Source organism: Novosphingobium sp. KN65.2 (assembly GCF_001368935.1).
GTDB lineage: Bacteria > Pseudomonadota > Alphaproteobacteria > Sphingomonadales > Sphingomonadaceae > Novosphingobium > Novosphingobium mathurense.
On the sequence record NZ_CCBH010000124.1, the window covers coordinates 13,486 to 25,762 of the forward strand.

Annotated in this window: 11 protein-coding genes; 3 read left to right on the forward strand and 8 right to left on the reverse strand. The window is 62.8% G+C overall.

Annotation, left to right across the window (positions count from 1 at the left end):
* Positions 1–55: 55 nt before the first annotated feature.
* From SPHV1_RS04385 to radA, 5 genes are read right to left on the reverse strand one after another with little or no spacing between them, the layout of a single operon-like run.
* A complete protein-coding gene (locus tag SPHV1_RS04385) occupies positions 56–1,099 on the reverse strand; it encodes an alanine racemase (protein ID WP_054944829.1) in 1,044 nt (347 codons plus the stop codon).
* Positions 1,089–2,720: an MFS transporter gene (locus tag SPHV1_RS04390; protein ID WP_054944830.1), complete on the reverse strand. Its 1,632-nt coding sequence runs from the start codon at positions 2,718–2,720 to the stop codon at positions 1,089–1,091. The genes SPHV1_RS04385 and SPHV1_RS04390 overlap by 11 nt, the downstream gene beginning before the upstream one ends.
* A 60-nt stretch (positions 2,721–2,780) precedes the next feature.
* A complete protein-coding gene (locus tag SPHV1_RS04395; RefSeq protein ID WP_054944831.1) occupies positions 2,781–3,200 on the reverse strand; it encodes an iron-sulfur cluster assembly scaffold protein in 420 nt (139 codons plus the stop codon).
* A 25-nt stretch (positions 3,201–3,225) separates the two neighbouring features.
* Complete coding sequence (locus SPHV1_RS04400) at positions 3,226–3,753, reverse strand: CvpA family protein (RefSeq protein ID WP_054944832.1); 528 nt, start codon at positions 3,751–3,753, stop codon at positions 3,226–3,228.
* Positions 3,754–3,765: 12 nt separating this feature from the next.
* On the reverse strand, positions 3,766–5,133 hold the full coding sequence (gene radA / locus SPHV1_RS04405; protein WP_054944833.1) for a DNA repair protein RadA: 1,368 nt from the start codon (positions 5,131–5,133) through the stop codon (positions 3,766–3,768).
* 70 nt (positions 5,134–5,203) lie between these two features.
* Between radA and SPHV1_RS04410 the strand changes: the two genes are divergently transcribed.
* Complete coding sequence (locus SPHV1_RS04410) at positions 5,204–7,519, forward strand: patatin-like protein (protein ID WP_054944834.1); 2,316 nt, start codon at positions 5,204–5,206, stop codon at positions 7,517–7,519.
* 24 nt (positions 7,520–7,543) lie between these two features.
* Here the strand turns inward: SPHV1_RS04410 and dnaJ are convergent, their stop codons facing one another.
* Positions 7,544–8,677 carry a molecular chaperone DnaJ gene (gene dnaJ / locus SPHV1_RS04415; RefSeq protein ID WP_054944835.1) on the reverse strand — a complete coding sequence of 378 codons (1,134 nt, stop codon included), beginning with the start codon at positions 8,675–8,677 and terminating at the stop codon, positions 7,544–7,546.
* 78 nt (positions 8,678–8,755) lie between these two features.
* On the reverse strand, positions 8,756–10,663 hold the full coding sequence (gene dnaK / locus SPHV1_RS04420) for a molecular chaperone DnaK (RefSeq protein ID WP_054944836.1): 1,908 nt from the start codon (positions 10,661–10,663) through the stop codon (positions 8,756–8,758).
* A gap of 186 nt (positions 10,664–10,849) precedes the next feature.
* On the opposite strand from dnaK, the gene SPHV1_RS04425 reads away from it, so the two are divergent.
* Positions 10,850–11,413 (forward strand): copper chaperone PCu(A)C, encoded by a 564-nt coding sequence (locus tag SPHV1_RS04425; RefSeq protein ID WP_054944837.1) that lies wholly within the window; start codon positions 10,850–10,852, stop codon positions 11,411–11,413.
* 161 nt (positions 11,414–11,574) lie between these two features.
* Positions 11,575–11,916, forward strand: coding sequence for a hypothetical protein (locus SPHV1_RS04430; RefSeq protein WP_369817869.1), 342 nt, complete (start codon positions 11,575–11,577; stop codon positions 11,914–11,916).
* A gap of 59 nt (positions 11,917–11,975) precedes the next feature.
* On the opposite strand, the gene SPHV1_RS04435 is transcribed toward SPHV1_RS04430, so the two are convergent.
* A complete protein-coding gene (locus tag SPHV1_RS04435; RefSeq protein WP_054944839.1) occupies positions 11,976–12,233 on the reverse strand; it encodes a glycine zipper domain-containing protein in 258 nt (85 codons plus the stop codon).
* Positions 12,234–12,277 lie beyond the last annotated feature (44 nt).

The following is a 12,277-nucleotide window of genomic DNA, read 5'->3' on the forward strand; positions in this document are numbered from 1 at the left end:
CCTTGTCGCGATGCAACACAAATTGCTGCGCAGCAAAAGGTTCTCAGCGAAGCGTTTAGCGCTGGAACCGGCGACCCAGGAGAGTGAGCAGTTCGTACTGGGTCAGGCCCGATGCGGCAGCGGCACCAGGCAGGTCGTAGGAGGCCGCAACCCAGTCGCCCTCACCGATATCGTTTGCATCGGTCAGGTCGATCACTGTCATATCCATGCTGACGAGGCCAAGAACCGGCAGTTTTGCGCCATTTGCCTCAAAAAAGCCCTTGTTGGACCAGCAGCGCAGATAACCATCGGCATATCCAGTGGAAACGGTACCGAGCCGCATCGGCGCCTTTGCCGTGAAGGTCGCATTGTAGCCCACGGTTTCTCCCGCCGCGACGTGGCGTACCTGCATGATCATCGCTTCGGGGCGAACGACCTGACGGATCAGCTGTCCCAAACAGGGGCGCGGAATCCCGCCGTAAAGCGAAACGCCCGGCCGCGTGATATCTCCATGAAATTCAGAGCCAAGCGTGATGCCGGCCGAGTTCGCAAGGCTAGCGTTCCTATGCGCAATGGCCTTGCGCGCCTCCTTCCATCTGCTGCACTGCAAGGCGTTGAGGGGAGTATCCTCCTCGGACGAGACGAGATGCGAGAGCAGTACGTCGACGTCGAGACGGGCGAGGACCTCGCTGCCGATTTCTTGCATCGGCACGCCGAGGCGATTCATGCCGGTATCGATCATGAGGTCGCAAGTGCCTCCGCCGGCATCGAGCCAACGCTGCGCTTGCGAGAGCGAATTGATGACCGGCTTGGCTCCTATCGCCTGTCCATAGGCACAATCGGCCGGCGACTGCGGTCCATGCAGGACCGATATCGAGGCGGGATCGACGAGATCGAGCAGTTCGGCCGATTCCGCCCAGTGCGCAACGAAAAAGTCGCGACAACCGGCATCGCGGAGCACGGCGGCGGCCTTGCGCGCGCCCAGACCGTAGCCGTCGGCCTTAACCGCGGCCCCGGCCCGGGCCTTGCCCGAGAGGCGGTCCATGGCCAGCCAATTGGCTTTCAGGGCATTCCAATCAAGATTCAGCCGCAGCGGCGGCTCGGGTAATTCAGGCAGCATCTTCACCGTAATCGCGCGGGGGACCGCCCCGCAAACCCCAGACTGCGACCACCAGGGCAATCGCAACGATGCCCCAGGTGTACCACAGGCCCTGGTAAGGATTCCCGCTGGTCGCGACCATATAGCTCGAAATCAGCGGCAGGAAGCCGCCGAAGTAGCCGGTTCCGATGTGATAGGGAATGGACATCGAGCTGTAACGGATGCGCGGGGGAAACATTTCCGACAGAAGTGCGGCGACAGGCCCGTATGTTGCGCCGGACAGAGCCATGAAAACCAGCAGCATGACGCCGATCACAAGGGCATCCGTGACGCTTGGCCTGACGACTCCAAGGTCGTAACCCGCATCGGTCAGCCAGCCTTTCAACTTGGCGTTGCGCGCTTCCTTGTCCTCCCACGGATAGGTCGCAAGCGGCAGTGTCTCGCCGCCGATGCGGAGTTCGAGTTCGGGGCTGCCGGCGAGTTGATAGGTGATGCCTGCGGCGGTCAGGTCTTCCAACAGCTTGCCGCAGTCGCTCTCCTGCGCGGAAGCGAAGGGATTGTAATGACAGTCGGGGCCAGACACAGCGACCGGCGAGTCTGCATTGGCCTGCGCGAGACCCGGGTTGGCATGGGCGCCGATCGTCCAGAACAGCGGGAACATCAGCACCAGCGTGGCGAAGTACCCCCACACGATCGGCTTCTTGCGACCGACCCTGTCCGAGAGTGCGCCGAACAGCACGAAGAAGACCATGCCGAGCCCTGCGGAAATGCCGATGATGATTTCCGCCGTCGTCGCTTCCATGCGCATCGCGCCCTTGAGGAAGCTGAGCGCGGAGAACATCGCCGTGTACCAGATCACCGTCAGCCCCGCCGCAATGCCGAACAGCGCGATGAATATGCGCTTCTTGTTGCCCGGATACGTGAAGCTCTCGACAAAGGGGTTACCCGCGATCTCGCCCTCTTCGCGCATCGCCTTGAACACCGGGCTTTCGGAAAGCTTGAGGCGCATCCACAAGGAGATGGCAAGCAGGATCATACTGAGCAGGAAGGGAACGCGCCAACCCCAGGCGTTCCAGAATTCGTCGCTCATCAGTCCCTTGCAGGTAAGGACCACGATCAGGCTGAGCACAAATCCGCCAACGACGCTGGCCTGGATGAAACCGGTGAAGAAGCCACGGCGATTGGGCGGTGAATGCTCCGAAACGTAGATAGCCGCACCGCCATATTCCCCACCGAGCGCAAGGCCCTGCATGATGCGCAGCAGCAGGATGATCGCAGGTGCGGCAAGGCCGATGATTTCCGCCGATGGGATGAAGCCCACGCCGGCCGTGGCAATACCCATCAAGGTGACGGTCACGAGGAACGTGTACTTGCGCCCCAGCTTGTCCCCAAGGAACCCGAAAAGGATCGCTCCGAGCGGACGAAAGCCGAAGCCTACCGCGAAACCGGCCCAGACCAGCAGCGTTTCAAGCGTCGCGTTGCCGGATGGAAAGAAGGTCTTGCCGATGATGCCGGCCAGCGTTCCGTAGATGAAGAAGTCGTACCACTCGAACACGGTGCCCATCGAGGATGCGGCAATGACGAGTTTGATGTCCGAAGCACTCGGTTCAGGTGCATGCGATTGCTGCTGTACGTCAGCCATTGTTCTGAAACTTCCCCCTCGTCCGCGTTATCGGGCCGCGACAGGCGTTTAAACCGCCAATCAGGCAGAGGGAAGCACCTGCATGGCAGCATTCCACGGCAACATGACCGCGCCGTGCCGTCCAGGATAGTCACGGGCCGCTGCAATGCGATCGAGCCCCGGCCAATCCGGCAGGTCCGCCTTGCCCGCCAGCCAGTCTTCCACGGCCTTTCCAGCCCGGTGAACGTCGGCCCCGGTCATGCCGACGACAGCTTCGGCAAAGATGGCCGCTGCGGCCTGTCCGATGGCGCAGGCATGACTGCGCACGCCGACCTCGGTAACGGTGCCCTGTTCATCGACAGCAAGGCCCAGCGCAATCGTACTGCCGCATGAACGTGAGCGGGCCTCGCCCTGAAGCGACAGATCTTCGCGCCACGGGAAGCGTGCAAGCGAAACCGCAAGCGAAAGGACCTCGGGGGTGTAAAGGACGGTGGTCGACATGCGATGGATCTTGCCGGGATAGGGGCTACTTGGCCGCGACCGAAGCATCATCATCGTTGAGCTGCCGGCGGCGCTCGTTGATCATCTTCACCATGGCTTCGCTGCTGGCGTTGACGAAAGGATAGGATCGCGCGGTAACGATCCATTCCGGCCGACCGGCGACACCCCAAACGGTATCGTACCCCAGCACCAGTACGGAAAAGGCCAGGACGACGATGATGACGCCCTTCACCGCACCGAAGCCGAATCCCAGAACCCGATCGATCGGCCCCAGCAACGAACCGCGGCTCTTGCTGCCGGCCCAGCGGGCAACGAGCCTGACCGCCACATAGGGCCCCAGCAGCAGAAGTGCGAAGGCAAGGATCGCCGAGCCCGAACCCTCTCCGATATAGGGTTCGAGGACTTCGGTGACCTGCGTATGGAACATCCGAATTGCGAAAATCGCAAATATCCACGCCGCCAGCGTGAGAATTTCCTGCACGAAGCCGCGGAAGAAGCCGGTGATGGCTCCGACCCCCACGAACAGCAGGACAACGATATCGAAGCCACTCATAGTAAACTGCAATTAAGCATCCGAAAGAATGCGGTCAACGAGGTTGGGAAGCATTGTCAGACCGGAAAACCGGATACCCTTGTCGGGCGGCGGTCCACCGGCAGGTCCAATAGCCTTGCCGAACCCGAGCTTCGCCGATTCGCGCTGTCGGATCGATGAATGAGCGACAGGGCGAATTTCGCCGGCGAGTGACACTTCGCCGAACCACACCGCGTCGGTCGGCAGCGGCTTGTCGCCAAGGGCCGAGACGAGCGCGGCAGCGACGGCAAGGTCGGCAGCCGGATCGGCAAGGCGATAGCCGCCCGCGACATTGAGATAGACTTCCGCGCTCGAAAAATTGAGGCCGCAACGTGCCTCGAGCACCGCGAGCAGCATGGCCATGCGGCCATTGTCCCACCCGACGACTGCGCGGCGCGGTGTCGCCCCGCTCTGCAGGCGCACGATAAGCGCCTGTATTTCCACCAGGACCGGCCGCGTCCCTTCCATTGCCGGGAAGACCGCGCTACCCGGCATCGGCTCTTCGCGCCCGGAGAGGAACAGCATCGAGGGGTTGCCGACTTCGGCAAGCCCATCGCCTTCCATGGCGAAAACGCCGATCTCGTCGACCGGACCGAAGCGGTTCTTGAGCGAGCGCAGGATGCGATACTGGTGGCTGCGCTCCCCCTCGAAACTCATCACCACATCGACCATGTGCTCCAGCACGCGTGGCCCCGCGATGTTGCCGTCCTTGGTCACGTGACCGACAAGGATGAGGGTAACGCTGTTTTCCTTGGCATAGCGGATCAGTTCGAAGGCGCAGCCGCGTACCTGGCTGACCGAACCGGGCGCCCCCTCGATCTGGTCCGAATGCATCGTCTGGATCGAATCGATGACGAGCAGCGAAGGCGGCTCGTCCATTCCCAGCGTCGTGAGGATGTCCCGTACGGAAGTAGCCGAGGCGAGGCGAATCGGACACTTCGACAGGCCGAGCCGCTCCGCCCGCAGCCGAACCTGTCCGGACGCCTCTTCGCCGCTGACATAGACGACGTCTCGCCCGGCCTTGGCGATGTGTGCCGATGCCTGCAGCAGCAGCGTCGACTTGCCGATACCCGGGTCGCCGCCCATGAGGATCGCCGATCCGGGAACGAGACCGCCACCCAGCGCACGATCGAACTCGGCAAGGCCGCTGGCCTGCCGCTTCGGGATCTCGCCGGGCTGGTCTAGCGGGGTGAACTGGATCGGGCGGCCGCCGGAGGACAGATCGTGCTTGGAGGAAAAGACCGTCTGCGGGGCTTCCTCGATAAGCGAGTTCCATTCACCGCAGTCCGCGCACTGCCCCTGCCACCGGGTCGCGACGCTTCCGCAATTTTGACATACGTAACGACGTTTGGGCTTTGCCATAGGCTGCGCCTATCCGGAACGGAATGAGAACGCAATTGCCTTTCTCATTGATCCGGGCCAAGTATGTGGAATGCGGCAGAAAGAACTGCGGATCACGCTCGTCTGCTATGGGGGCATCTCTCTTGCCGTCTATATGCATGGCGTGACCAAGGAGCTGTGGAAGGCCCTTCGGGCAAGCCGCGCCTTCTGGGCCGACGAGGGCATTCTGGAGAGCAGCGAGGCCGTTTACGCAAGGCTGCTGCGCAGGCTCGAACAGGGCAGCAATCTGAAATTGCGGGTTCTTTCCGATATCGTCGCCGGGGCGAGCGCGGGCGGAATCAACAGCATCTTCCTCGCACAGGCGATCCACACCGGCCAGTCGCTAGAACCGCTGACCGAACTGTGGCTGGAGTGCGCGGACGTCGACGTGCTGCTCGATCCCGATGCCAAGCCATGGTCGCGCGCCGCCAAGTTCTGGGCCAGCCCGATCGTCTATTACCTCCTCCACCGCCCCGGCAACGCGGTGAGCGCATCGGTCGCCCCCGAGACGCGCACCGAAGTGCGCGACAAGCTCTCGCGCCTGATCCGGTCCCGCTGGTTCGAACCACCCTTCAGCGGCATTGGCTTTTCACGGCTTATCAACCGGGCCATGATGGCCATGGCCGACGCCCCCGAGGGCAAGCCCCTGCTCCCGACGCGGCATCCGCTCGACCTGTTCGTCACGGCTACAGACTTCAAGGGTCACCTTGAAACCCTGCGGCTCCACTCGCCCGAACTCGTGCTGGAGAGCGAGCATCGCCTCACGATCGACTTTCACGTCAAGTCGCGAGGCAAGGGCGAAGAGCTTGCCTCGATCCCCGCTCTGGTTCTCGCTGCGCGCTCGACGGCGAGCTTTCCCGGCGCCTTTCCGCCCCTACAGATCGCCGAGATCGACAAGCTCGTCGCCGAGACCGCGGTCAAATGGCCCGATCGCGATGCCTTCCTGCGCCGCGTAATGCCCGAGCATTTCAGCCGCAAGGACATCGACAGCGTCTCGCTCATCGACGGTTCGGTCCTCGTCAATGCGCCTTTCGCCGATGCGATGACGGTGCTGCGCGACAGGCCCGCCGCGCGCGAGGTCGACCGGCGCTTCGTCTATATCGACCCGACCCCGGACCACATCGGACCGAACATGCGGCGCGACACGAAGGTGCCGGGCTTCTTTCCGGTGATCTTCGGTTCGCTTTCCTCGATCCCGCGCGAGCAGCCGATCCGCGACAACCTGGAGACGCTGGATCGCGATTCGCGCGAAATGCGCACCATGCGCGAGATCGTCCTGGCCCTCCGGCCAGAAATCGAAGAGACCGTCGAAAGGCTTTTCGGGCGGACCCTGTTCCTCGACCGACCGACGCCCAAGCGGCTCGCGGCCTGGCGCAACAAGGCCCAGGAGGCGGCATTCCAGCAGGCCGGTTTTGCCTATCACGGCTATGCGCAGGTCAAGTTCAGCGGGATCCTGGCCATGCTGGCCCGCATGGTGGACGAAGGAGTCCCCGAGCAGGAGATGTCCTCGACCGAGCCGATCGTCCAGCGCCTCGTCACCCACCTGGCCGCCAGTGGCCTCGATCGCATGCAGGCCCTGCGCGAAGGCACCTCGGCACCGATGATCGACTTTTTCCGCACCCACGATCTGGCTTTCCGGATTCGCCGGTTGCGCTTTCTGGCGCGGCGCGTGACGCAGGACTGGGAAGGAGATCCCAGCGTGACGGAGCAGGATCGCGACGATGCCCGGGCGGCGATCTACGAGGCCCTTGCGCATTACATAGAACGGGAACCGCTCCACTATCTGGGAGAGGACTTTCCTGCCCTTGCCCGCAACTTCTTCGACAACCCGGCGGCTGCACTCGATCACATTGCCGCAAGGCGTTCGCTGCCTGAGGTAGACGCGCAGGTCGATGAAGTGCTGGCCGAAGTCCTTGCAGCCATGCCGCCCACGCTGCGTCGCCGCGTGCTGCTCGCCTACCTGGGCTTTCCGTTCTACGATACGGTCACCCTCCCGCTCCTGCGCGGCGAAGGACTGACCGAGTTCGATCCGATCCTGGTCGACCGGATATCGCCCGAAGACTGCCATGCCATCCGCAAGGGCGGCATGGCCGATACCCTGCGCGGAACCGAGTTCTACAACTTCGGCGCCTTTTTCAGCCGCGCCTATCGCGAGAACGATTACCTGTGGGGTCGCCTGCACGGCGCCGAGCGCATGATCGACCTGATCGCCTCAACGCTTGAAAAGGGTCAGGCGATCCCGCAAGGCGAGCTCAATGCCTTCAAGAAGGACGCGTTTCTGGCGATCCTGAACGAAGAACAGGACCGGCTGCGGGCCGATCCTGCTCTGATCAGAACGATCAGAAAGGAAGTCGAGGCGCTTGACTGAAGCGCCTCGGGGTTCCTTCGTTACTCATTCGGTAAGGTCGCTCCACACGTCCTTGATGCGGTCGAAGAAGCCCTTCGATTGCGGGCATTCGTCACCGGTCTCGGTTGCCTGCAACTCGCGCAGGAGTTCCTTTTGGCGTGCCGAGAGCTTGGTGGGCGTTTCCACCGTGATCTCGATCACCAGATCCCCGCGCCCCCGGCCCTGCAGCACGGGCATGCCTGCACCGCGCTTGCGCAGCTGCTTGCCGGACTGGATGCCCGCCGGGATATCCAGCGCGATCTTCGCCCCGTCGATACCGGGGATCTCGATCGAACCGCCCAGCGCAGCGGTGGTAAACGTGATCGGCACCTGCGTGAGCAGCGTCGTGCCTTCGCGTTCGAACACCCGGTGGCGCTTCACATGCAGGAAAATGTAGAGATCGCCGGGAGGCGCGCCGTAAGGTCCGGCCTCGCCCTTGCCCGAAAGGCGGATCCTCGTGCCGGAATCGACGCCGGCGGGAATTTCCACTTCGAGCGTCTGCGGCATGTCCACGCGTCCCTCGCCGCGACAGGCGCGACAGGGGGACTCGATCACCTCACCGCGACCGTGACAGGTCGGGCAGGTGCGTTCAACGACGAAGAAGCCCTGCTGCGCGCGCACCTTGCCATGCCCGGCGCACATGTTGCAGGTCCGCTTACCGGTGCCGGGTTCGGCGCCCGATCCACCGCAAGGCTCGCACGATTGCGAGACCTCGATGGTGATTTCACTCTGCTTGCCGTGGAACGCCTCTTCGAGGCTGACTTCCATGTCGTAGCGCAAGTCGGCGCCGCGACGCGCCTGCTGGCGGGCACCGCCACCAAAGGCACTGCCGAAAATCGATTCGAAGATATCGCCGATATCGCCGAACTCGGCGCCCATTCCGGCGCCGCCGCCACCGCCCATGCCCTGCTGAAACGCAGCGTGACCGTAGCGGTCGTAGGCGGCGCGCTTCTGCGGGTCCTTGAGGCAGTCGTATGCCTGACTGATCGCCTTGAAGCGGGATTCGGCTTCGCCATCCCCCGGATTCTTGTCCGGGTGATATCGCATGGCGAGGCGACGGTAGGCCGACTTGATGGTCTTGTCGTCGGCAGTCCGCTCGACCTCGAGCAATTCGTAATAGTCTACTTCGGTAGCTGACACGTATCTAACCCCCGTAGATAACCCAGGCGCCACCGGCGCGAATTGCACCGGTGACGCCCACGGTTTTCATCAGGACGTTCAGCCCTTGTTTTCGTCGACTTCCGAGAATTCGGCGTCGACCACGTCCTCGTCACCCGCAGGTGCGGCTTCCGGCGAGGCAGCAGCGGACTGCTCCTTCTCGTAGATCGCCTGCCCCATCTTCATGGCGACTTCGGTAAGCGCCTGGGCCTTGGCCGTGATCTCGGCAGTATCGCCGCTTTCGAGAGCCGTCTTGGCTTCGGCGATGGCAGTCTCGACTTCCGACTTCAGGCCAGCGTCGATCTTGTCACCGTTTTCGGCAAGCTGCTGCTCGGTCGCGTGAACGAGGCTGTCCGCGTTGTTCTTGGCTTCCGCCGATTCACGACGCTTCTTGTCCTCTTCGGCGAACTTCTCGGCATCCTTGACCATCTGGTCGATGTCGGCATCGGACAGACCGCCCGAAGCCTGAATGCGGATCTGCTGTTCCTTGCCGGTGCCCTTGTCCTTGGCGGACACGTTGACGATGCCGTTGGCGTCGATGTCGAAGGTGACTTCGATCTGCGGGACGCCGCGACGGGCCGGCGGAATGCCGACCAGGTCGAACTGGCCGAGGAGCTTGTTGTCCTGCGCCATTTCGCGTTCGCCCTGGAACACGCGGATCGTGACCGCCTGCTGGTTGTCCTCGGCAGTCGAGTAGACCTGGCTCTTCTTGGTCGGGATCGTCGTGTTGCGGTCGATCATCTTGGTCATGATGCCGCCAAGCGTCTCGATGCCCAGCGAAAGCGGGGTCACGTCGAGCAGCAGCACGTCCTTGACGTCGCCCTGAAGGACGCCGGCCTGGATCGCCGCGCCCATGGCGACGACTTCGTCCGGGTTCACGCCGGTGTGCGGTTCCTTCCCGAAGAATTCCTTCACGACTTCGCGAACCTTGGGCATGCGGGTCATGCCGCCCACGAGCACCACGTCATCGACTTCCGAAGCCGAGATGCCGGCATCGGCCAGCGCCTTGCGGCACGGCTCGATCGTGCGCTTGATGAGGTCGGCGACCATCTTCTCGAGGTCGGCACGGGTAACCGTCTCGACCAAGTGAAGCGGGGTCGTCGCGCCGCCTTCCATACGCGCGGTGATGAAGGGCAGGTTGATCTCGGTCGTCGCAGCCGACGACAGTTCGATCTTCGCCTTTTCGGCCGCTTCCTTCAGGCGCTGCAGAGCGAGCTTGTCGGTCCGCAGATCCATGTTTTCCTTGGCCTTGAACTTGTCGGCCAGCCATTCGACGAGCTTGGTGTCGAAGTCTTCACCGCCCAGGAAAGTGTCGCCGTTGGTCGACTTCACCTCGAACACGCCGTCGCCGATCTCGAGGATCGAGACGTCGAAGGTGCCGCCGCCAAGGTCATAGACAGCGATGGTCTTGCCGTCTTGCTTGTCGAGGCCATAGGCGAGCGCGGCCGCGGTCGGCTCGTTGATGATGCGCAGCACTTCGAGACCCGCAATCTGGCCGGCATCCTTGGTCGCCTGGCGCTGCGCGTCATTGAAGTATGCCGGCACGGTGATGACGGCCTGCGTGACGGTCTCGCCAAGGTAGCTCTCGGCGGTTTCCTTCATCTTCTGCAGGGTGAAGGCCGAGATCTGCGACGGGCTGTAGTCCTCGCCGCCAGCCTGGACCCACGCGTCACCGTTCTTGCCCTTGACAATGTGGTACGGAACCAGCTCGGTGTCCTTCTTGGTCACCGGATCGTCGAAGCGGCGGCCGATAAGGCGCTTCACTGCGAAAATCGTGTTGTCGCCGTTGGTAACTGCCTGGCGCTTGGCCGGCTGACCGATCAGGCGTTCGCCGTCCTTGGTAAAGGCGACGATCGAAGGCGTCGTACGCGCACCTTCGGAGTTTTCAATAACCTTGGGCTTGCCACCGTCCATGACGGCGACACAGCTGTTGGTGGTGCCAAGGTCGATACCAATTACTTTTCCCATTATCCCCATTCCTCACGTCAGTGGATGACACCGCACGGATCGCCTCCCTGACTAGAGGCAAGGCGGCTTGTGCGGCTCGATGACGTTCAATGTCGTCGGGGGGCGATATAGGAGCGGTTTTTCTTGGAACAAGACCGCCTCAATGGCATTACCCCCGCTAATTTTTCGAGGGTTTCCAGGAAGGATATGTCTGAGGTGAAAATCTTTCGTTCCGTGGCAGTTGCTTCGGTGCTGGCAATCGCCGCGTCGCTCGCGGCCTGTCAGCAGTCCGAAGCCCCCGCCGACAACGCGACCGAAGCGGCAGATTCGGGCAATCCCGACGCAAAGCCGGGCATTTCCGGCAGTGACGGCCGCATGATCCTGCCGGTTGTCGCGGGACGCCCGGGGGCTGTCTACTTCACGATCCGCAACGACGGCCCGCAGTCCGCCACGCTTGTCGGCGTCCATGTCGCAGGGGCCGGCGAAGTGCAGATGCACAAGACCGAAGGCGGCAGGATGACCTCGGTGGACTCGCTTGAAATTGCGCCAGGCGGCATCCTCGAATTCGCGCCCGGCGGCTATCACGTCATGGCTTTCGACATCGACGATACGCTCAAGTCCGGCGAGAATGCTGAACTGACACTGACCTTCTCCGATGGCGACAAACTGTCGATGCCCCTCACGGTGGAGACGATGGGTGGCGGCATGGATCACGCCGGCATGGAGGGCGGATCGATGGATGACGGCTCCATGGCGGAGATGCACCACTGATCGCCCTTGCCGAAGCCGGACCTTGCGCGCCGGGTGGCGAACGCCGCCTGACTTGGGGTGAAGTCGCGCTGGCGGGGTCGGTCTTCGGTGATGCCATAGATTTGTCGGCGGTGCGGATCAGACGCCGCCGATGGATTCCCCTGCAACCGGTCGACACGGTAATGGCCCCTTGTGGGCACATCCATTTCCACCCGGACTCCGGGCTATATCTGGAAGATTTCTCGTGCGCTTCCGTCACCCTGCAGGGCCTGTTCATTCATGAGATGACGCACGTCTGGCAGGCCCAGCGCAAGGGCCGCTGGTACCTGCCGCTCATGCGACACCCGCTGTGCCGCTACGACTATGCCTTGAAACCGGGCTGGACGCTCGAGCGCTACGGCATCGAGCAGCAGGCCGAAATCGTCCGCCATGTCTTCCTGCTGCGGCGCGGCCATGCCGTTCCCGGAGCGCCGCCGCTCGGGTCCTATTCCGGGATCCTTCCGTTCGACGGAGCTAACACCTAGAAAAAGGGCACGAGATCCACTCTCGCGCCCCTTTTTCCTCGTAATCCGATCGCTTGATATCAGCAGTCGCGGTCCCAATAGCGACGGCCATCGCGGTCGTAGCGATAGCAGCCCTTGTCCTTGTTGACCTGCGAACCGACAGCGGCGCCAGCCGCGGCACCGATCGCAGCGCCCGTACCGACGTCACCCCCGGTCACGGCGCCGACACCGGCACCAAGGGCCGCGCCGCCAAGCGCGCCTTCACCGGCGTAGTTGCTGGCGCAACCACCGAGGCCAAGAGCACCAGCAGCGATAACGGGAAGAATGAACTTGCGCATGGGGAGTCTCCGAAAATCAGCATGGGTCTATCCGATCAACGGAG

Bases quoted from the DNA above. Each gene is read 5' to 3' on its own strand.
- SPHV1_RS04385 (WP_054944829.1), bottom strand. From the start codon at position 1,099: ATGCTGCCTGAATTACCCGAGCCGCCGCTGCGGCTGAATCTTGATTGG.
- SPHV1_RS04390 (WP_054944830.1), bottom strand. From the start codon at position 2,720: ATGGCTGACGTACAGCAGCAATCGCATGCACCTGAACCGAGTGCTTCG.
- SPHV1_RS04395 (WP_054944831.1), bottom strand. From the start codon at position 3,200: ATGTCGACCACCGTCCTTTACACCCCCGAGGTCCTTTCGCTTGCGGTT.
- SPHV1_RS04400 (WP_054944832.1), bottom strand. From the start codon at position 3,753: ATGAGTGGCTTCGATATCGTTGTCCTGCTGTTCGTGGGGGTCGGAGCC.
- radA (WP_054944833.1), bottom strand. From the start codon at position 5,133: ATGGCAAAGCCCAAACGTCGTTACGTATGTCAAAATTGCGGAAGCGTC.
- SPHV1_RS04410 (WP_054944834.1), top strand. From the start codon at position 5,204: ATGCGGCAGAAAGAACTGCGGATCACGCTCGTCTGCTATGGGGGCATC.
- dnaK (WP_054944836.1), bottom strand. From the start codon at position 10,663: ATGGGAAAAGTAATTGGTATCGACCTTGGCACCACCAACAGCTGTGTC.
- SPHV1_RS04425 (WP_054944837.1), top strand. From the start codon at position 10,850: ATGTCTGAGGTGAAAATCTTTCGTTCCGTGGCAGTTGCTTCGGTGCTG.
- SPHV1_RS04430 (WP_369817869.1), top strand. From the start codon at position 11,575: ATGGCCCCTTGTGGGCACATCCATTTCCACCCGGACTCCGGGCTATAT.
- SPHV1_RS04435 (WP_054944839.1), bottom strand. From the start codon at position 12,233: ATGCGCAAGTTCATTCTTCCCGTTATCGCTGCTGGTGCTCTTGGCCTC.